Raw genomic sequence first — 21845 nt, 5'->3', positions numbered from 1 at the left:
CGAGTGGCCCGAATGCATAATTGCGATGAGATCAGGCCAAGAGAAGCGGACCCAGGAAGGCCGGGTACTCCCCCACCGATGCGCATCGCGATCCACGCCTTCGACGGCGTCTCCATGTTTCACCTCGCCGCTCCCCAGCTGGTGTTCGGCGAGGTGACCAAGCTCGGGCTGGGCGAGTGGACCACGCAGCTGTGGTCCACCGACGGCCGGGGCATCACCACCGCGGAGGGTTACGCGGTCGCCGGGCTGGGCGGGCCGGGCACGACGGTGGGCGCCGACATCGTCGTCATCCCCTCCTGGCACGAAAGCCTCGCTCCCGCGGAATCGGGGCTCACAAACGTCATCAATTCCGCTCATGCCACCGGCTCGACGGTCATCGGGCTCTGCCTGGGCGCCTTCCCGATCGCCCAGGCGGGTCTCCTGGAGGGCCGCTCGGCCGTCACCCACTGGAGCGCCACCCAGGAGCTGGCCGACCGCCACCCCGGCATCACCGTCGACAGCGGGGTGCTCTACATCGACCACGACGACGTGCTCACCTCGGCCGGCACCGCCTCCGGCATCGACGCCTGCCTGCACGTCGTGCGCAAGCACCTCGGCGTGACCCACGCCAACCGGGTCGCCCGCAGCCTGGTCGTCGCCCCGCACCGGGAGGGCGGGCAGGCGCAGTACATCGAGCGCCCGGTGATCAACGCCGACACCGACGCCCCGATCGCCGAGGTGCTGGCCTGGGCCCTCACCCGCCTGGACCAGCCGCTCACCCTGGAGGACCTGGCCGCCCGGGCGACCATGAGCCGCCGTAACTTCGTGCGCCGCTTCCGCGAGGCCACCGGCACCACCCCGGCCCGCTGGGTCACCGACCGCCGCCTCGACGAGGCCCGCCTGCTGCTGGAGACCACCCACTGGGGAGTCGACCGGATCGCCCAGGCCTGCGGCTTCGGCAGTCCGGTGACCCTGCGGCAGAACTTCGCCGCCCGGTTCGCCACCTCTCCGGCCGGTTACCGGCGGACATTCCGTAGCCAAGCAGAGGTATGACCACCCCAAACCAGCAACTGCGCGAATCCGCGTTACGCTCCTGGTCGATTTCACAGTGTGCCGACAGGGATGCCATCCTTACCATCTCTGTCGAAAATGAAGGGTTTGTCCGATGACCAGCAAGAGGTTCCTCGCCGTCTCCGCCGCCGCACTGATGGCGCTGAGCCTGGCCGCCTGCGGCAGTGACAGTGACACGGACAGCGCTTCCGGCGGCTCCGACGGCGGCAGCAAGGACCCGCTGAAGGTCGGCACCGAGGGCACCTACGCCCCCTTCACCTTCCACGAGGAGGGCACCAACGAGCTCACCGGCTACGACGTCGAGGTGGTCGAGGCGGTCGCCGAGAAGCTCGGCCGTGAGGTCGAGTTCTCCGAGACCAACTGGGACTCGATCTTCGCCGGGCTGGAGGCCAAGCGCTTCGACGTGGTGGCCAACCAGGTCACGGTCAACCCCGAGCGCGAGGCCAAATACACCTTCTCCGCGCCGTACACCTACTCCCAGGGTGTGATCGTGACCCAGGCCGGCGACACCTCGATCACCACCGAGGCCGACCTCAAGGGCAAGACCGCCGCCCAGTCGGCCACCAGCAACTGGGGCGAGGCGGCCGAGGCGGCCGGCGCCAAGGTGGAGGCCGTCGAGGGGCTCACCCAGTCCGTCGCCCTGCTCAAGCAGAAGCGGGTCGACGTCACCCTGAACGACAACCTGGCCGTGCTGGAGTACCTGAACACCAGCGGCGACAAGGACGTCAAGATCTCCGGCACGATCGGCGAGGTCAACCAGCAGGCGTTCGCCTTCCGCAAGGACAGCAGCGACCTGGCCGCCGAGTTCGACACCGCGCTGAAGGAGCTGGCGGCCGACGGCACGCTGGCCGAGATCTCGCAGAAGTACTTCGGCACCGACGTCTCCGTCGAGTCCTCGACCGAGAGCTGAGCCTAGGTGGACGAGTCGACCGTCGAGCTGATCCGGAGCTCGCTCGGCCCCCTGACCGAGGGGATGATCAAGGGCACCATCCCGCTCACCGCCGTCAGCTTCGTGCTGGGCCTGGTGGTGGCGCTGGTCGTCGCACTGATGCGGTTGTCACCGTTCTGGCCGGTCTCGGCAATCGCCCGGGCCTACGTCTCGGTGATCCGCGGAACGCCGCTGCTGGTGCAGCTCTTCATCATCTTCTACGGCCTGCCCTCGCTCGGCGCGACGATCGACCCGTTCCCCAGTGCGTGCATCGCGTTCACCCTCAACGTGGGTGGTTACGCGGCCGAGATCATCCGGGCGGCCATCCTCTCGGTGCCGCGCGGACAGCACGAGGCGGCGCTGACCGTCGGCATGAACTACCCGACCACGATGCGGCGGATCATCCTGCCGCAGGCCAGCCGGGTGGCCGTCCCGCCGCTGTCGAACACGCTGATCTCGCTGGTCAAGGACACCTCGCTGGCCTCCACCATCCTGGTCACCGAAACCCTGCGCAAGGCCCAGGAACTGGCCGCCCCGACCTTCGAGTTCTTCACCCTCTACAGCGTGGCGGCGGTCTACTACTGGGTGGTCTGCCTGGTGCTGTCGTTCGCCCAGACCCGGCTGGAAACCCGACTGGACAGGTACGTGGCCTCATGACCGATCTGCTGGAAGTCCGGGGGCTGCACAAGTCGTTCGGCGACAACCACGTGCTGCGCGGTATCGACCTCTCGGCGCCCGCCGGTTCGGTGACGGTGCTGGTCGGACCGTCCGGGTCGGGCAAGACCACCGTGTTGCGTTCGCTCAACGGTCTGGAGGTGCCCGACCAGGGCACAGTGCAGATCGGGGACGTCGGTGTCGACTTCGCCGCGAAGCCGGACCGGCGGGCTCTGACCAGGCTCAGGGCGCAGAGCGGGATGGTCTTCCAGCACCACAACCTGTTCCCGCACCTGAGCGTGCTGCGCAACGTCACCGAGGGCCCGATCGTGGTGCAGAAGCGCCCGGCGGCCGAGGTGCGGGCCGAGGCGCTGACGCTGCTGGAACGGGTCGGTCTGGCCGAGAAGGCCGAGCAGTACCCGTACCAGCTCTCCGGTGGTCAGCAGCAGCGCGTCGGCATCGCCCGGGCGCTGGCCATCAAGCCCCGGCTGATGCTGTTCGACGAGCCCACCTCCGCCCTCGACCCGGAACTGGTCGGCGAGGTGCTCTCGGTGATGAAAAGCCTGGCCTCCGAGGGCTGGACGATGGTCGTGGTGACGCACGAGATGCGGTTCGCCCGGCAGGTGGCCGACCAGGTGCTGTTCATGGACGGCGGTGTGGTGGTCGAGCACGGCACCCCGGCACAGGTGCTCGACAACCCGGAGCACGAGCGCACGCGGCGCTTCCTGCACCGCATCAACGACCCGATCTGAGCCGCTCCTCCGGGCCCAGGTCCACCGGCCGGACCCGGAGTTTCTCGGCGATCCGCGACAGCGCCCGGCGGTCGGCGGCATCGAGCTTGTCGAAGACGTACTGGCGCACCGACTCCACGTGCGCCGGTGCGGTCTCGACCACCACCGCGTAGCCCTCTTCGGTGAGCGCGGCGATCGTGTACCGGCCGTCCGACGGGTCGGGGTAGCGCTCCACCCAGCCCTTCTTCTCGAAGCGCTTGACCACGTTCGACAGACGCGACAGCGAGCCGCTGGCCAGGAACGCCAGCTCGCTCATCCGCAGCCGGCGCTCGGGGGCGTCGGACATCTGGCTCAGGACCATGTACTCGAACAGGCTCAGGCCGCCCACCCGCTGAAGCGGTGCCTCCAGGCGGCCGGGCAGCAGCAGCATCAGCGAGATCAGGCCGGTCCAGGCCTCCTTCTCGTCGGCGTTCAGCCACCGGGGCTGCTCGGCAGTGCTCATGCAGCCAGGGTACCGATTTCCTCAATGACTTGACGCTTGAAGTGATCGGCGTGTTAGCTTCACTTCACACATGAAGTCATCAGGAGGAAACGTCATGCAGTTCACCGCCACGCCCGGCTACGGCGAGAAGGCCCTCGAGTTGCTCCACTACAACCAGGCGGTCCGGATCGGCGACCGGGTGGAGATCTCCGGCCAGGGCGGCTGGGACGACGACTTCGTCATCCCGGAGTCCCTGGAGGACGAGATCCGCCGCGCCTTCGAGAACGTCGAGCGCACCCTGAACACCGCCGGGGCGACCTGGAGCGACGTGATCCACGTGAACTCGTACCACGTGCTGGGCGAGGGGCAGACGATGTCCGAGCACCACAACCCGGTGATCGTGGAGGAGTACCGCCGCCGGATGCCGGACCGGGCGCCGATCTGGACCCAGGTGGGCGTCACCGCGCTCGGACTGCCCACCATGCACATCGAGATCCGCGTCACGGCCGTGGTCACCGCGGAATAGCCTGCCCCCGGGCCTCCTTCACGGGACATGGACAGGGTGGCGGTGGCCGTGGTCGGAGCCGGTCAGGCCGGTCTGTCGGCCGGGTACCACCTGCAGCGCCGAGGACTGGACTTCGTGATGTTCGACGCGGAGTCCGGTCCGGGCGGGGCCTGGCGTCACCGCTGGGAGTCGCTGCGGATGGAGACGGTCAACGGGATCTTCGATCTGCCCGGCTTCCCCCGGCCGCCCCAGAACCCCGAAGAGCCGAGCCGCACGGCCGTACCGCAGTACTTCGCGGACTACGAACGTGCGCTCGGCCTGCCCATCCTGCGGCCGGTCAGGGTCCGGCAGGTGCAGCGGGAAGGATCCGGCTTCCGGATCAGCACCGACCGGGGTGACTGGTCGGCCGAGGCGATCATCAATGCCACCGGCACCTGGGACAACCCGGTGCGGCCGCACTACCCCGGCCGCTTCGGGGGCCGGCAACTGCACACCCGCGACTACGTCTCGGCCGACGAGTTCACCGGTCAGCGGGTGGCGGTCGTGGGCGGCGGGATCTCCGCGATCCAGCTACTCGAGGAGATCTCCCGCACCGCCGAGACGTTCTGGTACACCCGCCGCGAACCGGTCTTCCGGGAAGACGGTTTCGAGCCCGAGGTGGCCGGCCGGGAGACCATTGCCAAGGTGGTCGCCGATGTGGAGGCCGGCCGGCCCACCGGAAGTGTCGTCTCTTATACGGGTTTGATCTGGACCCCGTACGCGCTCGCGGCCCGCGACCGCGGGGCCCTCCACCGACGTCCTATGTTCACCGCTCTGGAACCCGAAGGAGTGCGGGAGGCGGACGGGTCGTTCACACCGGTCGACACCGTGCTCTGGGCAACGGGTTTCAAGGCGTCTCTGAGCCACCTCGACCCGCTGGGACTACGGACTCCCGAGGGCGGCATCCGGCTCATCGGCACCCAGGTGGCCGATGAGCCGCGGGTTCACCTCATCGGTTTCGGCCCTTCGCAGTCGACCGTGGGCGCCAACCGGGCCGGGCGGGCCGCCGTCGGCGCCCTGGCCCGAGCCCTGGTCAGCCGTTGAAAGAGCTGGGGTGGGGACCGGTGCGGCCGTCGCGGTCCAGGCCGTCCACAGCATCCATCTCCGCCTGGGTCAGCTCGAAGCCGAAGACGTCGAAGTTCTCGGAGATCCGCTTCGGGGTGACCGATTTCGGGATCACCACGTTGCCCTTCTGCAGGTGCCAGCGCAGCACGACCTGAGCCGGGCTGACACCGTGCGCCCGCGCAGCCGCCGTGACCGGTTCATCGCTGAGCACCGCGCCCTGGGCCAGCGGACTCCAGGCCTCGGTGGCCACGCCCAGCTTCTGATTGGCCGCGACGGTGGCTCGGTTCTGCAGGGCCGGGTGCAGCTCGATCTGGTTCACCGCGGGCACGGTTCCGCCCAGCGCCACCAGCCGGTCGAGGTGCTCGGGCAGGAAGTTCGACACGCCGATCGCGCGCGTCCTGCCTTCTGCCACCAGCTTTTCCATGGTCTGCCAGGCGTCCAGGTAGGCGTCGGTGCGCGGGGCGGGCCAGTGGATCAGGTAGAGGTCGACCGCGTCCAGGCCGAGCTTGGCCAAGCTGGCCTCGAGAGCGGCCTCGGTGACCTCCCGGCCCATGTCCGGCACCCAGAGCTTGGTGGTGACGAACAGCTCTTCCCGGGCGATACCGGCTGCAGCCAGCGCCCTTCCGACACCGCGCTCGTTGCCGTACACGGCGGCCGTGTCGATGCTGCGGTAGCCCGCGGCCAGGGCCGCCTCGACCGCCTGCTGGGTCGCGTCGTCCGGCACCTGGAACACCCCGAAGCCGAGCTGAGGCATGCGGTCGCCGTTGTTGAGGGTGATCTGCGGGATCATACTGTCTCCTTGATGATTTCGGGCTCGGCCGGGGCGAACTCGCCGCCCTTCACCCGGGCGGCCAGCAGGAACACGGCCAGACCGGCGAGTGTGATCCCGGCTCCGGCCCACAGCGGTGAGGTGTAGCCCAGCCCGGCGGCCAGGGTCACGCCGCCCACCCAGGCGCCGAAGGCGTTGCCCAGGTTGAACGCGGCGATGTTGGCCCCGGAGGCCAGGGTCGGGGTGTGCGCGGCGTAGTTCATGATGCGCATCTGCAGGCCGGGCACGGTGGCGAAACCGAAGCCGCCCATCAGGACCATGACCACGATCGTCGCGGCCTGAGAGCCGGCGGTCAGCGCGAACAGGGCCAGGATCGCGGCGAGCGCGGCCATCACGACGACCAGGGTCCGGCCCAGGTCCCGGTCGGCGAACCGGCCGCCGAGCAGGTTACCGGTGAACGTGCCCACTCCGAACAGCACGAGCATCCACGGCACCGCGCCGGCACTGAAGCCGGAGACCTCGGTGAGGGTGTAGGCGATGTAGGTGAAACCGCCGAACATGCCGCCGAAACCGAGCACGGTGACCAGCATCGACAGCCAGACCTGGCGGCTGCGGAAGAGGCCGAACTCGGCCGGCACGCTGCTGTTCCGGGCGCCGGCCGGATGGGCGGGCACCAGGGCCAGGATGCCGGCCAGGGCCACCACGCCGATCGCGGTGATCGCCCAGAAGGTGGCCCGCCAGCCCGCGGCCTGGCCGAGGAAGGTGCCCAGCGGCACCCCGAGCACGTTGGCGATGGTCAGCCCGGCGAACATCACCGAGATGGCGGCCGCCCGGCGCTTCTCGTCGACCAGGTCGGCGGCGACCACGGCCCCGATGCCGAAGAACGCACCGTGGCACAGGGCCGCGACCACCCGGCCGGCCAGCATCACCTCGTAGGTGCCGGCCAGGGCGGAGAGCCCGTTGCCGAGGATGAACAGCATGAGCAGGCCGAGCAGGGCCTTCTTGCGGTCCAGGCGGCCGAGCAGGGCGGTGAGCAGGATGCCGCCGACCGCCACCGAGAGGGCGTAGCCGGAGATCAGGTAGCCGGCGGTGGTCTCGGAGACGTCGAAGTCGGCCGCCACCTCCGGCAGCAGACCGGCGATCACGAACTCGGTCAGGCCGATGCCGAAGCCGCCGAGAGCCAGCGCGTAGAGCGCGACAGGCATGGGATGGGTCCTTCCACGATTGCTGTGTACCGTCCCGCGGCACTGATCTGCGCCAGGCGACTATCCGCGTCTGCAACTATCGGCGGACGCAACAGTTGGCGATAGTTGCACACGCTGGATATCGGCGCAAGCTGCTAGACTCGGGTGCTGACGGCGATGGAGGTGGGCATCCGTGGGAATTGCGGACGATGCGGTGGAGATCCGGGCCCGCGGGTGGCGCACGCTCGCGGCCCTGCACGGGCTGATCGAGAGCGAGCTGGAGCGCGCGCTGCAGCGTGAGCACGGGCTCTCGGTGGTCGAGTTCACCGTGCTCGACGCCCTCAGCCGGCAGGACGGCTGGCACATGCGCATGCAGCAGCTGGCCCGCGCCGCCGCCCTGTCCAGCAGCGCGACCACCCGCCTGGTCAACCGCCTGGAAGACCGGGCCCTGCTCACCCGGATCCTGTGCGCGGACGACCGGCGGGGTATCTACACCGAGCTCACCCCGGCCGGCCGCGACCTCCTAGGCCAGGCCCACCCCACCCATGACCGGGTGTTGCAGGAGACCCTGGCCGAGGCCGGCGGCATTCCTGAGCTGAAGGCCCTGGCGGCCACCATCACCGAGCTCTGAGCGCCACCCTCGCCGAGGCCACGGTGGTGCCCAGGGCCAACGCGGTGGCCAGAGCCAGCACCGCGGCGTAGCTGACCGGTGGCAGGTGCACTGCGGCGGAGCCGGTCATCCCGATCGCGAAGGCGGTCAGGGTGGCCACCGCGATCAGAGTGCCCACCACTGCGGCGATCAGCACCAGGAGAAGGGTTTCCAGCCGGAGCATGTCCATCACCTGACGCCGGGTGGCCCCGATCAGGCGCAGCAGCGCGTACTCCGGACCTCGGGCCGAGGTGGTCAGGGCCAGCGTGTTCACCACCGCGATGGCCGTGAAGCCGAGGATCAGTCCCAGCGCGATCAGGGTGACGGCGGTGTCACTGTCCCCCTGGCCGGTGCGTGCCTCGGCCTGATCCTGCACGCTGAGCCCGGCGAACTCCTGAACCGCCTTTTGGACGTTTGCGGCGGCGGTGGGGTCAGCGCGGACCAGGAGGGTTGCGGCTGCGGGACGGTCCATGTGCGCGGCCACCAGGTCGTGGGCCGCGGTCAGATCGCCGAAACCCAGGCCCCGCCGGTACACCGCGACCACCGTCAGCTCCACCCGGGTGCCGTCGCCCAGGGTGACCACCGGTCGGCTGCCCACCCCGCCGATGGTTCGGCGGGCGTTCTCGCTGATCGCCACGCCACCGTCGGCCAGGCCGTCCAAAGACCCCTCAACCACGTCCGGATCCATGGTGTTGTTCAGGCCGTTCGGTGTGACCCCCTGGATGGGGTACTTGTCCAGGCCGACCCGGACGGTGCTGTGGACGACCTGGGTCACCGTTTCCACGCCAGGCGTCGCCCGCAGGGCCTCCGCAGCCGGCGCCGGCACTCCCGGACCGGACGATGCGACCACCAGATCGGCCAGCGTGCCTTCGGCCAACTGGTTGCGGGCGGCGTGCCCGATGGTGGTCTGGGCGAACAGGACGGCACAGGTCATCCCGACCAGCAGGGTCAGCGGGGTGACGGCCCCCGAGAAGCGCCGGGCGTAGGCCTTGGTGCCCGCGGCCGCCAGGAAACCGCTGACCGGTGAGAATTTCAGCACCGAGCCGAGTGCTCCCACGGCCAACCGGGTGACGACCGGACCCAGCAGGGCGACGGCCGTGGACAGCACGATGATCGCCAGGTAGAGCACGGGCGAAGAAGCAGGTTCGGTGTGCAGCCGGGTCAGCGTGAACAGCAGCGCGAGACCGGCGGCCAGGAAACCGGTTCCGGCGAGCAGCCGGGACCTGGGCATGCCGTCCGGCTCGGTCGCAGACTCGGCCAGCGCCTGCCCGGGACGGATGCGCGCGACCCGGCGGGCGGCCAGCCGGGCCGCCACCAAGGCGCCCAGGGTGACGGCGAGGGCCGCCGCCAGGGGCGGGAACGGACTGACGGTCAGGGGCATGGTTTCCGGGGCGATGCCCTGGCCGACGAAGAGCCGGTACACCACGAAGGCAAGGGGCAGGCCGAGCAAGGCACCGAAAACGGTGGAGGGGACAGCGAGAAGAAGTGCCTCGGCGCCGATCAGCCGGCGCGCCTGGCGCGGAGTGGCGGCGATGGCCCGCAGCAGGGCGAGCTCCCGGCTGCGCTGCTGCACCGCCAGAGTGAGGATGCCGGTGATCACCAGAAGCCCGACCATCAGCGAGGTTCCGGCCAGGGCGCCGCCCAGACTGATCAGCTGCACCCGGGACCGGTCGGCGTCGAGGAACTCGATCGCTCCACGCTCGGCGGCCGGACGCACCTGCGCCCCGGAGCCGGCCAGCGCGCTGCTGAGTGCGCTCTTCAGCTGCCGCTCCTCGACCCCCGGCTCGGCGATCACCCCGATCGTGGCCACCTGTCCGGAGCGCCCGCTCAGGCGAGCCGCCTCGGTGCTGGAGAAGAACAGGGACGACTGCTCGCGCAGCTCGCCGGTCGCAGACTCGGCGAGGCCTGTGACCTGATAGGTGGTCAGTCCGGAGGCCGACTGAATCTGGACGCTGTCGCCAGTTCTCACTCCGGAACGCTGGGCCAGCCCCTGGTCGAGGACGACGTCCCGCTCCCCCGTCGGCTCGCTGCCCGACTCCAGTGTGAAGGGGGTGAGGGCGGCGGACTCCCAGGCGTGCCCGAGGACCTCGGCGCCGTCCGGCCCGGCGACGATGTCTCCGGCCGCACTCACCGGGTTGGCCGGGAACGTCAGCTCCGGAACGGCCCGCTGCACGCCCGGCACGGCCCGGACCTGCGCCACGACCTGCTCAGGCAGCCAGACCCGCTCGGCCAGCGGCTTGGACTTGCGCTTGACCTTGACCTCGCCGTCCTTCTTCTTGACCTTGTCCTGGTGCACGGCCTGGTCACCGGTGACCATCAGGTCGGCGGCCGCGTAGCGCTCGGTGCGCACCTGCCCCTGCAGGCCGGTGGCCAGAAGACTGCCGCAGGCGGTGACCAGCGCCGCGGCCAGGGCCAGGGCGGCCACGACGGCCAGATTCGCGGTGCGCCGGAACCACAGGGTGCGCAGGGCGTACCGGATCATGACCGCACTCCCCGCAGACTCTGGAGCCGGTCGGAGATCTGCTGCACGCCGGGCGCTTCCAGCTGATCGGCGATCTCACCGTCGGCCAGGAACACCACCCGGTGCGCGTGCGCGGCCACGACCGGGTCGTGCGTGACCATCAGCAGGGTCTGCCCGCCCTCGTCCACGCACTCCCGGAGCAACTGCAGGATCTCGCCGGCGGTCACGGTGTCCAGAGCACCGGTCGGCTCATCGGCGAAAATGATGTCCGGGCGGGTGATCAGGGCCCGGGCGATGGCGACGCGCTGCTGTTGACCGCCGGAGAGCTGGTCGGGCCGGTGATCGGCCCGCTGCGCCAGGCCGACCCGCTCGATCACCTCATCCAGCCAGGGCCGGGGCACCCGCTGCCGGGCCAACCGCAGCGGGAGCGTCACGTTCTCCCGGGCGGTCAGCGCGGGCAGAAGGTTGAAACCCTGGAACACGAACCCGATCCGGGTGCGTCGCAGCCGGGTCAGCGCCACCTCGGACATCCCGGTCAGATCGGTGCCGGCCAGCCGGACCGAACCGCTGGTGGGCCGGTCCAGCCCGGCCGCGCACTGCAGGAGCGTGCTCTTGCCCGACCCGGAGGGCCCCATCACCGCCGTGAAACTGCCCGATGCGACCGCAAGGTCGACGTTCCTCAACGCCCGCACCGCACTGGTTCCGCTGCCGTGGACCCGGCCGACCCCGTCCATCTGTAAAGCCGCCGCAGGCAACGCTTCCCGCAACGCCCGCCCCGATGTCCCCCACATACCCATCTCGTCCCCCCACGGGTGTCAACTGCTCAGCTGTTCCGTTCAGTGCTCTGTTCAGTGCTCTGTTCAGGTGCTGGAAAGGCGAAGAACCGGGTCAGCACGGTGCGGGTCTGGTCACCGCCACCGTCCCGCTTGTACTTGTTCACCAGGGCGATCAGTTCCTCGAAGAACTGGCTCAGCTCGTCCGGGGACACCTGGATCGTGCCGCGCGACGACAGGAACGCATCGGCCCAGACACCCAGACCGTCGCTCTCGCGCCGCAACTGCTCGAACAGTTCGACGTCGGCCAGGTACGCCTGCCGGTTCATCTCGTCGAACAGTTCTCGGATCTGCGGGGTCTGCCGGGACGGCGGCGGGAAACGCAGGTCGCCCGGGACCACCCGCCACCACCGCTCGCGGCCGTGCGCCCCCTCCTGCGGCTGGTACTCCTCGACGAACCCGAACTTGGCCAGCTCCCTCAGGTGGTAGCTGGTGGCCCCGGTGTTCAGCTGCATCGCCCGGGCCAGCGAGGCCGAGGTGGCCGGCCCCAGCACCGAGAGCTGCTGGAACACCGCGTACCGCCGCGGGTGACTGAGCGCCCTCAGGGTTCTGAGGTCGCTGATCTCCCGTCGGCCAGGTTCTGAGGTCACCTGTACACAATTACATGTGCACAGATGTTTGTGCAATGCCTGCCCGAAAAAGCGGCGGGCACCCGGGCGCCCGCCGCTCTTCTTCCGGAGCCCCGACTACGGACGCACGACGGCGTTTTTCAGGGCCCACTCCAGCGCGTGGTCGGCCACGGCCTCCCAGCCGGGCGCCCCGCAGGTCCAGTGGTCGCGGCCCTCGAACTCGAAGTACTCGGTCAGGGCGGGCGACTTGGCGTAGTGCTTGGCGTTCGAGCGGTTCACCGAGGGCGGCATGATGTGGTCCTTCTCCCCCGCGATGAACAGCAGCGGCGCCCGGTCGGCGGTGTAGTCCACCCAGGTGTCCTGGTGGCCGGGCTCGAAGTTGGCGAACAGGCCGTACTCGAACACCCAGTGGCCGGGCGCCGCGATCGCGTACTTCTCCCAGCTGGCCCGGGAGTCCTCCTCGCTCAGGGTGTTGGCGAAGGCGTAGTGCCACTCCTCGGCCGTGAAGGCCACCGCCCGCTTACGGTTGGCCGGGTTCTTCAGGGCCGGGAACAGCGAGCGGGCCTGCGAGATCGGGGTGACCCGCACGCCCTCGGTCGGGGCCGAGTCGATCACCACGCCGGCCGAGCCCAGGCCCCGGGCCAGCAGCAGCTGGGTCAGGGTGCCGCCGAAGGAGTGGCCCATGATGATCGGCGGGGTCTCGACCGAGCGGATCACCGACTCCAGGTGGTCCAGCGTCTCGGGCACGGTCAGCCGGGCGATCACGTCGGGGTTCTCCCGCAGCGCCTCGACCTCGATCTCGAAGCCGGGGTAGGCGGGGGCGATCACGTTCAGGCCCTTGGCCTGGTAGTAGGCCACCCAGTCGGCCCAGCTGCGGGGAGTCACCCACAGGCCGTGGACCAGGACGACGATGTCGGGGGTTTCGCTCATTTGCGTTTGACCTCTCAGTGTTTTCGGGGTTCTCAGGAATTCAGTGTTTTCAGGCATCGATGAAGGCGAGCAGATCGGCGTGCAGCCGGTCCCGGTCGGTGTCGGGCAGGGCGTGGCCGCTGCCCTCGTAGACCTTGAGCACCGCCCCCTCGACCAGGTCGGCGGAGCGCTTGCCCCCGACCTCGAACGGCACGATCTGGTCGTCGTCGCCGTGCACCACCAGCGTGGGCACGTCGACCTTGGCCAGGTCGGGGCGGAAGTCGGTGGCCGAGAAGGCGGCGATGCACTCGTAGGCCGCACGGTGCCCGCAGGCCATGCTCTGCAGCCAGAACGCGTCGCGGAAACCCTGCGGCACATCCTGTTTACGGTTGTGCCCGAAGAACGGGCCGTCGGCCAGGTCGCGGTAGAGCTGGGAGCGGTCGGCCGCCTCCCCCGCGCGCAGACCGTCGAAGATCTCGATCGGCAGGCCCTCGGGGTTGTCGTCCTGACGCAGCATCAGCGGAGGTACCGCCGAGACCAGCACCACCTTGGCCACCCGGGCGGTCCCGTGCCGCCCGACGTAGTGCACGACCTCCCCGCCGCCGGTGGAGTGCCCGACCAGGGTGACGTCCTCGAGGTCGAGGGTGTCGAGCAGGGCGGCCAGGTCGTCGGCGTAGGTGTCCATCTCGTTGCCGTGCCAGGTCTGGCTGGAGCGGCCGTGCCCACGCCGGTCGTGGGCGATCGCCCGGTGGCCGTTCTCGGCCAGGAAGCGCGCGGTGGCCTCCCAGGCGTCGGAGTTGAGCGGCCAGCCGTGGCTCAGGACGACCGGGGTACCGCTGGTCCCCCAGTCCTTGTAGAAGATCTCGGCTCCGTCGTCGGCGGTGACGAAGGGCATGGGGCGCCTCCGGGTCTCAGTGAGAGCGGGCTCCTGTGGGGGAGTTCTGTCTCCTAGAGCCTCACCGCCGCCCCGCCGCCGCGGACCACGTGATCCTCGTAGTGATCACTGGCCGAGCCGGTCGGCCAGCTGCCGGCGCGAGGAGATGCCCAGCTTGGAGAAGACTTTCCGGAGGTGGTAGTCGACCGTGTTGGTACTCAGGAACATCGTCGCGGCGATCTCGGCGTTGGTCCGGCCGCTCGCGGCCAGTCGCGCCACCGTGGCCTCCTGCGGGGTCAGGGCGGGCGTGCCGCTCGGGCTCGTGGGGGTGCGGGCCTCGCCCATCGCCTCCAGCTCGCCGTTCGCCCGCTCGGCGAAGACGTCCGCCCCCGATCGGGCGAACAGCTCGGTCGCCTCGTGCAGGTGCTCCCGGGCCAGACGCCGGCGTCTGGTCCGGCGCAGCCATTCCCCGTAAAGCAGGTGCGCCCGTCCCAGTTCGGTGTTCATCGAGGCGCTCTCCAGCGCCTCGATGGCCTTGAGGTAGTCGACCTGCCGGCCGGTCACCAGGGCCCGGGAGCGGGCCGCGACCCCGACCGCCCACGGCGTTGCGCAGGCGGTGGCCCGGGCTTCCATCAGTTTGAGGACGTCGGTGGCCCGGTCGGTGCGTCCGGTACGTACGCACGCCTCGACGAAGTCGGGGTAGGCCAGGGGGGTGGTGTGGAAGAAGGGCACGTCGACGATCGGGGCCAGGAGGTCGTGGGCCTCCTGGTAGCGCGAGCAGGCCAGGTCGACCATCGCGAGCGCCGCGACCGCCGCCGAGTGCACCCCACCGAAGCCGGCCGCCCGAGCTCCCTCGGCCATCGCCACCACCTGTTCACGGGGCACCCCGTTCCAGGCCAGCAGCGAGACGTTGACCACGTGCTCGGCCTCGTAGCCGATGGCCCGACGCAGCTCACGGACCTGCTCCATGTATCCGGCCGCGGTCCGCGGACTACCCATCTGCGCCTCGGTCAGCGACTGGACCCACAGCGCGGAGTCGAGCTGCTGCAGGGACCCGGCGTCACGGGCCGCCTGCACCCAGCGGTCCAGGCAGTGCTGCCGGCGCTGCTCGTCCCACAGCGCCGAGGCGAGCGCCGCGCTGCTCTGACCGAACTCCAGCATCTGCTCCAGCGGCAGTTCGCCGAGCATGTCCAGGGCCCGGCGGATCGCGGGCACGGCCTGGTCGAAGGGCAGCAGCAGATGATCGCTGAGCGCTCGCAGCATAACTGCCGCCGGACCGGACCGGTGCCGGGCCGCCGCGTCCATCCGGCGCCCCAGCTCGCCCCAGTCGATGCCGGTGGCCAGTCTCTCCGCGGGCAGGGAGAGTTCCCAGGCCCGGATCAGCGCGGTCTGCTCGAGCTCGTCGTCGTGGCCGTGGAAGAGGTCGGCCGCCTCCACCAGGTCGGCGCCGATCCGGGTGAGCGAGGGATCGGCGGTGAACAGGGCCCACTGGGTGCGCAGGGACAGCAGACGCCCGCGGGTGACGTCGTCCAGTTCGTCCTCGTCGACGTCGTCGAACAGGTCCTTGGCCAGCTGCGCGGTACCTGCGGCGAGGGCTGCCTCGGCCGCCGCGACCAGCCGCCGGTACCGGCCCGGCCCCGGTGGGGTGAGCGAGGCCGCCTGGGCCAGGACACCGGCCTGGGAGGTGAACCCGCCTCGTTCACCGGCCCGGTCGGCGGCCTTCTCCAGGCGCGCCGCCACCGCCTCGTCGGTGCCCAGCGTGGCCTTGGCCGCGTGCCAGGCCTCCAGGTCGGCGCGGCCCATCGAGTCGGCCACCTCCGACAGCGCGTGATGCACCCGGCGCCGGATCCGGCCGGCCGCAGCGTTGTAGGCGGCCGAGCGCACCAGCGGATGCCGGAACCGCACCTGCGCGGCGAGTTCGACCAGGCCGGCCTCCTCCGCCCCGTCGGCCGCCGACTCGGGCAGCCCGAGCTTGGCCGCCGCCTCCGAGATCAGCGCCAGGTCGCCGGTGGCGTCGGCCGCGGCCACCAGGAGCCACTCCTGCACCTCGTTACCCAGGGCCCGGATCTGCCGCACGTAGAACGACTCCAGGCGGCGCCCGACCGGGAAGGGCTGGTCGCCCAGACTGGACTCGGTCAGCTGCCGCACCGTCAGCTCACGCGCCAGATCGGTGAGCGCGAGCGGGTTCCCGCCCGTGGCCACCGCGATCTGCGCCCCCACGGCCGGGTCGATCGGCTCCGCCACGGACCGGGCGAGCAGGCGTACCGAGTGCTCCAGGCTCAGACCCCCGGGCGGGAGCCGGAGCACACCGGCCATGTGGGCGTCCACGTTGTCGTCCGGGCGAGCAGCGAACACCACGGCCACCGACTCCGCCTCCAGCCGCCGGGCCACGAAGGCCAGCGCGTCCAGGCTCTCCGGGTCGAACAGGTGCGCGTCGTCGATCGCGCACAGCACCGGCCGTTGGGATCCGGCCGCGGCCAGCAGGCCCAGCACGCCCAGGCCGATCAGGAACCGGTCGGGTGGCGGGCCGGCCGCCCGGCCGGAGGCCACCTCCAGCGCCCGCAGGTGCCGCTCGGGCAGCGCCGGAAGGTAGTCGCGCAGCGGCATGACCAGGCGCTGCACCGCGGCGAAGGGCATCTGCGCCTCGGCCTCGAAACCGTCGACCTGGATCCGCCGCATCCCCGCGGGCCCGGTGTCCTCACCGGCGCCGGTGGTGGACGACCGCAGCAGGGTGGTCTTGCCGATCCCGGGCTCCCCCACCACCAGCAACGCCCCACCCCGGCCGTGCCGGGCGTGCCCCAGGGTCTTACCGATCTGCTGAGCTTCCACCTCACGCCCGAGCACTTCGATCATGAAACGGATCTTAGGCAGCCGAAGGCGGCAAAAGTGCGGCATTGGGTGGGTGACAAAGCAGAGGCCCGGTTCCCCCCTGGGGACCGGGCCTGCAAGGTAAAACTTTTCGGGTGGGCGATACTGGGTTCGAACCAGTGACCCCTGCCGTGTGAAGGCAGTGCTCTACCGCTGAGCTAATCGCCCGAATCTTGCCCGGTTGCGCCGTAGCGGCGAACCGAACGAGTAGAACTGTAGCGAACCTTCCCCCGAACATCCCAATCGGCTCTTCGGCCGGCCCACGGAACGCCGGGCCGGAGTCTTCGGGGGCGGCCGCCAGAGCGGCGTACGGCCTTGCTCAGCGCCTGGACTCCAGACCCGTCCAGGCGGGGATCAGGTCGGCCGGGACCCAGCCGGGCACTCCGATCACCAGGAAGGTGATCCAGAAGCAGGCGACCGCCAGGGCGGACGTGCCCAGCGCCACCGCCGCGCGGACATAGAGCGGCTGGGCCAGGATCCAGATCGTCCAGACACTCACCTGTTTCCGGGCGAATTGCTCCAAACGGGCAGCCCATACGAATTCGGTGGCAAGAGCGGCTAATCCGACGAAGACGATCACCCAGCCGGGTCCGGGAAGCGGCACCAGGGCAAGACCGACCACAACAATTGCGCCGCCCAGAAGACCTACCGCGAGGCGATACAGACGGTTAGTGGACGGACAGCTGCGGACCGACTCCCGCCAGCGGACCGCCCGACGGGCCCAGCGCCGCGAACCGCGTTCTGACTCATCACTTTCTCGCTGGTCATGTCGGGCTTCCTCGACTTTGTCCATGACCTTCAGCGATCCGTCACCAGCTGGTCCCATGACCCTTGATCTCCTGACCTAGAACGAAGCTTTGACTGCGGAGGGTGATCGAAACACCCTGTGGTATCAAGATCGACAGATACTTATTGAGATCACCACCCGGTTGGCTGGTTTCAGTTCGGGTCCGGCAGGGAAAGATGCCGCTGTAAGCCACCTGTGTGCCCCCCGAAACGGTGACGCGTGACCAAGAGTTCCGCGGAACCACCGGGGCGAAGATGAGGGAGATCGATGCAGCCGCAAGTAGACGTTGAGGCGTCCGTTCAGCTGCGTCTTGTGGTCGCAGACGCCGATGCCGTGCCCCTGCCGGTCAGCCTGCGGTACGGCGCGTCCGACCCGTATGCAGTCCGGGCCGTGTTCTCCGGTGACGGCATGGAGGTCGAGTGGGTCTTCGCCCGCGACCTGCTCCGCACCGGCCTCACCACGCCGATCGGCGACGGTGACGTTCATGTCTGGCCCTCCTGGGGCACCGGCCGTGAACTGGTGATGATCAGCCTGACCTCGCCCGACGGCCAGGCCGTTCTGGAGGCCGGCGCGGACGACGTCCGCACCTTCCTCGACCGCACCGCCGCCGTGGTGCCCGACGGTGAGGAGAGCCTGTACCTGGATCTCGACGCCGCCGTCGCCCGGCTGCTGACCTGATCCACCCTCGCGCGATCCCCGGTCGTCGCTCCCAGCTCCACCCGCACCACCAAGATCCGCACCTCCTCGTTCTGCACCCCTGGACGACGGTCCGGTGACCTCTCCCCCGTTGAGGCCGCCGGACCGTCCCCGCGGCTCCTCCCGGGAGCGCCGGAACCAGTGATCACGATCGTAGGAAGCGAAACCCCGCCCTGGCTGCCTCCCGGAGGATGACTCCGGGGGCGACGGCGTACCGCTTTGGTAGTACGCCGACAGCGCTCAACTGGGGTCTGACCAGGATGTTCATGGTCCGGACGCTTCCGGTTGGACTTCCCGGCAGCTGTTCGGCTAACTTACTCATGCACCGAACGAGAGGGACGGCCGAGAGGCCGGTCCGACCGCCAGGAGCATGCGGACGTGGCTCAGTTGGTAGAGCATCACCTTGCCAAGGTGAGGGTCGCGAGTTCGAATCTCGTCGTCCGCTCGATAAGGGCTCTTTGAGTAGTACGTAGGTTGTACCTGAGCCTCACGGTGGAGTGGCCGAGAGGCGAGGCAACGGACTGCAAATCCGTCTACACGGGTTCAAATCCCGTCTCCACCTCCGACACAGGATCTCACTGTGTAGCTGAGGGCGATTAGCTCAGTGGGAGAGCGCTTCCTTGACACGGAAGAGGTCACTGGTTCAATCCCAGTATCGCCCACCACCAAAGCCAGGTCAGATGAAACTGACCTGGCTTTCCTGTTTTGCCCTGGCGGTGGCACCGCCACCGCCGCCGTGGTGTTCCCGCTGATCGATCCGGACAGTGCCGTGGCCCGGAACATCGCCTGCGTGGGCCCGGCCCTGCTGCTGACCGCCCTGATCCTGCACCGCTTGTCGCCCGGCTGTCCCCCTCACCCGCACGGCGCCGTCTGGTGACCGGCCTGGCTGCCATCGGCGTCGTCCTGATGGTGATCCCGCCGTTCCTGCTGGGGCTCGCCAACGACGAGTCGCTGCTCGGCCCCACCATGCTCACCATGCTGGGCCTCCTGGCCGGGTTCGGGACGCTGATGAGCCTGATCCCGGCCACGGTCGGGGTCTTCGCCCTGGCCGGCACCACGGCACTGCTGCGGGCCGCCGCAACCCCTGACCAGGACCTGATCCGGACCTGAACTGGACCTGATCGCCGGGTGGTCAGGAGGGCCCCGAACTTCTGCTAAGTTTATGGGGCACCGAACGGGAGGGACGGCCGAAAGGCCAGACCGAACGCCAGGAGCATGCGGACGTGGCTCAGTTGGTAGAGCATCACCTTGCCAAGGTGAGGGTCGCGAGTTCGAATCTCGTCGTCCGCTCGATAAATAGGCTCTGTAGTTTCACCTGAGCCTCACGGTGGAGTGGCCGAGAGGCGAGGCAACGGACTGCAAATCCGTCTACACGGGTTCAAATCCCGTCTCCACCTCGAGCACCTCGTGCACGAGGGCGATTAGCTCAGTGGGAGAGCGCTTCCTTGACACGGAAGAGGTCACTGGTTCAATCCCAGTATCGCCCACCATCTGCCAGCCAGATCAGACAAGCCAGATCAGACAAGCCAGATCAGACCGCGTGTCTGATCTGGCTTCTCGCTTTTGGCGGCCCGCCCGGTAGGTCCCGCGCGTCGTCGGCACCACCCTTCAAGAAGCCGTCAAGACGGCGGCGGGTCACCGTCAATCCGCGGCCCCAGGCTGGAACGGTCCCGCCCAGGAAAACAGAGAGACCGAGGTACCCACTGATGGTCGCCCCCGAGCAACCCGACCGCGTTCTGGTGGTCGACGACGATCCCGGCATCCGGGGGTTGCTGGAGTCCGCCCTCACCTTCGCCGGGTTCGAGGTGGAGGTGGCGGCCGACATCCCGCAGGCCCTGGAACGGGTCCAGGCCCGGCTGCCCGACGTGATCGTGCTCGACGTCATGCTGCCCGGCGGCACCGGCTTCGACGTGGTCTCGATGCTGCGCTCGCGCTCGATCGGGGTACCCGTGCTGTTCCTCACCGCCCGCGACTCGGTCGAGGACCGGGTGCGCGGCCTGCAGCTCGGCGGTGACGACTACGTGGTCAAGCCGTTCAGCGTGGTCGAGATCGGGGCCCGGCTCGAGGCCCTGCTGCGCCGGGCCCGCGGCACCGCGGTGCCGGCCGGCTCCGCCCTGACCTTCCACGACCTCTCGCTCGACCCGAAGCGCCACGAGGTCCGGCGCGGCGAGCGGCCGGTCCGGCTCTCCCCCACCGAGTTCAAGCTGCTGCACCTGCTGATCACCCATCCCGGGCAGGTGCTGTCCAAGACGCAGATCCTCGAGGCGGTGTGGCAGTACGACTTCGGCGGCGACTCGGTGGTGGTCGAGCGGTTCATCTCCAACCTGCGCCGCAAGGTGGACGACGGTGAGGTACCGCTGATCCACACCGTGCGCGGTGTGGGCTACGCGTTGCGGCACGAACCGTGATCCGGTGGTTCCGGCTGGGCATCCGGGCCCGCCTGCTGCTCGGCTTCCTGCTGCTGTTCGCCCTGGCCCTGGGCGCCAGCGGCTCGATCACCGCCTACCTGGTCAACGACTACGTGTTCGACCGGTCGGTGGACAAGCTGCGCCAGGACGAGCAGCGGGTGCGGGTGCTGGTCGCCTCCGGGCCGCAGACGATCAACGCCAACCAGTTCGAGACCCTCCTCGGCCCGCCGCTGGGCATGATGGGCTTCGCCCCCGGCGGCGAGCCCGTGTTCGCCATCGGGAGCGCCAAGGGCCGGGAGAGCGAGCTGGCCGGGCTGGCCGCCGGCGCCGCACCGGGCGAGATCATGGTGGCCCACAACGACGTCGCGGCGGTCCGGATCCTCACGCCTCAGATGCAGATCAACGGCCTCGACGACGGGATCCAGGCCGACATCGCCGAGTTGGTCCTGGTGAACGACGCCGACATCGACCAGGACACGGTCAACGACTTCATCCGCGTGCTGGTGGCGATCGCGCTGGTCGCCATGGTCGTCCTGATGGCCCTGGCCCTGGTCGTTCTGCGGGTGGGCCTGCGCCCGCTGACCCGGATGGCCCAGGCCGCCGACGCGATCGCCAGCGGGTCCCGCGACGAGCGGCTGCCGGTCTCGGACCGCAACCAGGAGACCGACGTGCTCGCCCGGGCGGTGAACCGGGCCTTCGACGCCCAGGCCGCCGCGGAGGACCGGGCCCGCACCTTCGCCGCCGACGCCTCGCACGAACTGCGCACCCCGATCGCCACCGTCTCCGGCTGGCTGGAGCTGTACCGGCAGGGCGGGCTGCGGGAGGAGGACCTGGAGCAGGCGATCGCCCGGATCGAGGACGAGGTGGGCCGGATCCGGCTGCTGGTGGAGGAACTCGGCCTGCTCGCCCGGCTGGACACCGGCCGTCCGCTGGAGTCGGCGCCGGTCGACCTGGCCCGGCTGACCGAGAGTGTGGTGGAGGACGCCCAGGTGATCCACCCGGGCCTCGACATCGCCTTCGAGGCGCCGGATCAGCTGCCCGCCCGGGGCGATGCCGCCCGGCTGCAACAGGTCCTGCGCAACCTGGTGGGAAATGCCGTGCAGCACAATCCTGATGGCACCCGTGTCCGGCTGACCCTGAAGCAGGAGGCCGGGCAGGTCCGGGTGGACGTGAGCGACAACGGCACCGGCATCCCGGCCGCCGACCTGCCGCGGCTGTTCGACCGGTTCTGGCGGGCCGAGGCCAGCCGCAGCCGCGACTACGGAGGGTCGGGGCTGGGGCTGGCCATCGTCCAGGCCATCGTGAAGGCCCACGGCGGCCGGGTGACGGTGGAGTCCGAGGTGGGCCGGGGCACCACCGTCAGCCTCTGTCTCCCGGCCGCCTGA

The 21845-nt window shown here is 69.8% G+C and carries 22 protein-coding genes and 7 tRNA genes; 18 read left to right on the top strand and 11 right to left on the bottom strand.

Translation table 11 applies throughout. The features are described 5' to 3' along the window. The first annotated feature begins 78 nt into the window (after positions 1–78). The 4 genes from LWF15_RS18295 to LWF15_RS18280 all read left to right on the top strand — a co-directional run bounded on the left by LWF15_RS18295 (position 79) and on the right by LWF15_RS18280 (position 3384). On the top strand, positions 79–1032 hold the full coding sequence (locus LWF15_RS18295; RefSeq protein ID WP_232812052.1) for a GlxA family transcriptional regulator: 954 nt from the start codon (positions 79–81) through the stop codon (positions 1030–1032). A gap of 112 nt (positions 1033–1144) precedes the next feature. After that, on the top strand, positions 1145–1960 hold the full coding sequence (locus tag LWF15_RS18290) for a transporter substrate-binding domain-containing protein (RefSeq protein ID WP_232812051.1): 816 nt from the start codon (positions 1145–1147) through the stop codon (positions 1958–1960). 6 nt (positions 1961–1966) lie between these two features. After that, positions 1967–2635: an amino acid ABC transporter permease gene (locus tag LWF15_RS18285; RefSeq protein ID WP_285622468.1), complete on the top strand. Its 669-nt coding sequence runs from the start codon at positions 1967–1969 to the stop codon at positions 2633–2635. Beyond that, the gene (locus tag LWF15_RS18280; protein WP_269810366.1) at positions 2632–3384 is read left to right on the top strand and encodes an amino acid ABC transporter ATP-binding protein; all 753 of its coding nucleotides are present in this window, start codon (positions 2632–2634) and stop codon (positions 3382–3384) included. Before LWF15_RS18285 ends, LWF15_RS18280 begins: the two co-directional genes overlap by 4 nt. Here the strand turns inward: LWF15_RS18280 and LWF15_RS18275 are convergent. Continuing rightward, entirely contained in the window at positions 3368–3865 is a 498-nt protein-coding gene (locus LWF15_RS18275) for a MarR family winged helix-turn-helix transcriptional regulator (protein WP_232812050.1), read from the bottom strand. The genes LWF15_RS18280 and LWF15_RS18275 overlap by 17 nt on opposite strands. 94 nt (positions 3866–3959) lie before the next feature. Here LWF15_RS18275 and LWF15_RS18270 point away from each other — a divergent pair, with 94 nt between their 5' ends. Then, positions 3960–4370: a RidA family protein gene (locus LWF15_RS18270; protein ID WP_232812049.1), complete on the top strand. Its 411-nt coding sequence runs from the start codon at positions 3960–3962 to the stop codon at positions 4368–4370. Positions 4371–4397: 27 nt separating this feature from the next. Further along, on the top strand, positions 4398–5432 hold the full coding sequence (locus LWF15_RS18265) for a flavin-containing monooxygenase (RefSeq protein ID WP_232812048.1): 1035 nt from the start codon (positions 4398–4400) through the stop codon (positions 5430–5432). On the opposite strand, the gene LWF15_RS18260 is transcribed toward LWF15_RS18265, so the two are convergent. Further along, positions 5422–6243 (bottom strand): aldo/keto reductase, encoded by an 822-nt coding sequence (locus LWF15_RS18260; protein WP_232812047.1) that lies wholly within the window; start codon positions 6241–6243, stop codon positions 5422–5424. The genes LWF15_RS18265 and LWF15_RS18260 overlap by 11 nt on opposite strands. Beyond that, positions 6240–7427, bottom strand: a complete 1188-nt coding sequence (locus LWF15_RS18255; RefSeq protein WP_232812046.1) for an MFS transporter — start codon at positions 7425–7427, stop codon at positions 6240–6242. Before LWF15_RS18255 ends, LWF15_RS18260 begins: the two co-directional genes overlap by 4 nt. Positions 7428–7599: 172 nt before the next feature. Between LWF15_RS18255 and LWF15_RS18250 the strand changes: the two genes are divergently transcribed. Beyond that, a complete protein-coding gene (locus LWF15_RS18250) occupies positions 7600–8037 on the top strand; it encodes a MarR family winged helix-turn-helix transcriptional regulator (RefSeq protein WP_232812045.1) in 438 nt (145 codons plus the stop codon). On the opposite strand, the gene LWF15_RS18245 is transcribed toward LWF15_RS18250, so the two are convergent. From LWF15_RS18245 to LWF15_RS18205, 8 genes are all read right to left on the bottom strand, one after another. Then, a complete protein-coding gene (locus LWF15_RS18245; protein WP_232812044.1) occupies positions 8024–10537 on the bottom strand; it encodes an ABC transporter permease in 2514 nt (837 codons plus the stop codon). The two genes, LWF15_RS18250 and LWF15_RS18245, sit on opposite strands and share 14 nt — an antisense overlap. After that, the gene (locus tag LWF15_RS18240) at positions 10534–11250 is read right to left on the bottom strand and encodes an ABC transporter ATP-binding protein (RefSeq protein WP_232812043.1); all 717 of its coding nucleotides are present in this window, start codon (positions 11248–11250) and stop codon (positions 10534–10536) included. Before LWF15_RS18240 ends, LWF15_RS18245 begins: the two co-directional genes overlap by 4 nt. Positions 11251–11339: 89 nt before the next feature. After that, positions 11340–11939 carry an ArsR/SmtB family transcription factor gene (locus LWF15_RS18235; protein ID WP_232812042.1) on the bottom strand — a complete coding sequence of 200 codons (600 nt, stop codon included), beginning with the start codon at positions 11937–11939 and terminating at the stop codon, positions 11340–11342. Between the two features lie 96 nt (positions 11940–12035). Then, positions 12036–12848 (bottom strand): alpha/beta hydrolase, encoded by an 813-nt coding sequence (locus tag LWF15_RS18230; protein WP_232812041.1) that lies wholly within the window; start codon positions 12846–12848, stop codon positions 12036–12038. A 49-nt stretch (positions 12849–12897) separates the two neighbouring features. After that, positions 12898–13722, bottom strand: coding sequence for an alpha/beta fold hydrolase (locus LWF15_RS18225; RefSeq protein ID WP_232812040.1), 825 nt, complete (start codon positions 13720–13722; stop codon positions 12898–12900). A 105-nt stretch (positions 13723–13827) separates the two neighbouring features. Beyond that, positions 13828–16554 (bottom strand): helix-turn-helix transcriptional regulator, encoded by a 2727-nt coding sequence (locus LWF15_RS36545; RefSeq protein ID WP_269810364.1) that lies wholly within the window; start codon positions 16552–16554, stop codon positions 13828–13830. Positions 16555–16665: 111 nt separating this feature from the next. Next, positions 16666–16737: transfer RNA gene (locus LWF15_RS18210), tRNA-Val, on the bottom strand. A gap of 151 nt (positions 16738–16888) precedes the next feature. After that, on the bottom strand, positions 16889–17362 hold the full coding sequence (locus LWF15_RS18205; protein ID WP_232812039.1) for a PGPGW domain-containing protein: 474 nt from the start codon (positions 17360–17362) through the stop codon (positions 16889–16891). Between the two features lie 261 nt (positions 17363–17623). Between LWF15_RS18205 and LWF15_RS18200 the strand changes: the two genes are divergently transcribed. The 11 genes from LWF15_RS18200 to LWF15_RS37630 all read left to right on the top strand — a co-directional run bounded on the left by LWF15_RS18200 (position 17624) and on the right by LWF15_RS37630 (position 21845). Continuing rightward, positions 17624–18034, top strand: coding sequence for an SsgA family sporulation/cell division regulator (locus tag LWF15_RS18200; RefSeq protein WP_231446700.1), 411 nt, complete (start codon positions 17624–17626; stop codon positions 18032–18034). 390 nt (positions 18035–18424) lie between these two features. After that, positions 18425–18497 (top strand) — tRNA-Gly (locus LWF15_RS18195). 46 nt (positions 18498–18543) lie between these two features. After that, positions 18544–18614: transfer RNA gene (locus LWF15_RS18190), tRNA-Cys, on the top strand. Between the two features lie 28 nt (positions 18615–18642). Then, positions 18643–18717, top strand: a tRNA-Val gene (locus LWF15_RS18185). Between the two features lie 74 nt (positions 18718–18791). Then, positions 18792–18929 carry a hypothetical protein gene (locus LWF15_RS18180; RefSeq protein WP_232812038.1) on the top strand — a complete coding sequence of 46 codons (138 nt, stop codon included), beginning with the start codon at positions 18792–18794 and terminating at the stop codon, positions 18927–18929. Then, complete coding sequence (locus LWF15_RS18175; RefSeq protein ID WP_232812037.1) at positions 18926–19162, top strand: hypothetical protein; 237 nt, start codon at positions 18926–18928, stop codon at positions 19160–19162. The genes LWF15_RS18180 and LWF15_RS18175 overlap by 4 nt, the downstream gene beginning before the upstream one ends. A 107-nt stretch (positions 19163–19269) precedes the next feature. After that, positions 19270–19342, top strand: a tRNA-Gly gene (locus tag LWF15_RS18170). A gap of 36 nt (positions 19343–19378) precedes the next feature. Further along, positions 19379–19449, top strand: a tRNA-Cys gene (locus LWF15_RS18165). A gap of 18 nt (positions 19450–19467) precedes the next feature. Further along, a tRNA-Val gene (locus LWF15_RS18160) sits at positions 19468–19542 on the top strand. A 216-nt stretch (positions 19543–19758) separates the two neighbouring features. Further along, entirely contained in the window at positions 19759–20460 is a 702-nt protein-coding gene (locus LWF15_RS18155; protein ID WP_232812036.1) for a response regulator transcription factor, read from the top strand. Beyond that, the gene (locus LWF15_RS37630) at positions 20457–21845 is read left to right on the top strand and encodes a sensor histidine kinase (protein WP_232812035.1); all 1389 of its coding nucleotides are present in this window, start codon (positions 20457–20459) and stop codon (positions 21843–21845) included. Before LWF15_RS18155 ends, LWF15_RS37630 begins: the two co-directional genes overlap by 4 nt.

The sequence above is a fragment of the Kineosporia rhizophila genome (assembly GCF_021277265.1).
GTDB lineage: Bacteria > Actinomycetota > Actinomycetes > Actinomycetales > Kineosporiaceae > Kineosporia > Kineosporia rhizophila.
The sequence above is the reverse complement of the archived record's forward strand: the minus strand, read 5'-3'. Positions and strand labels throughout refer to the sequence as shown.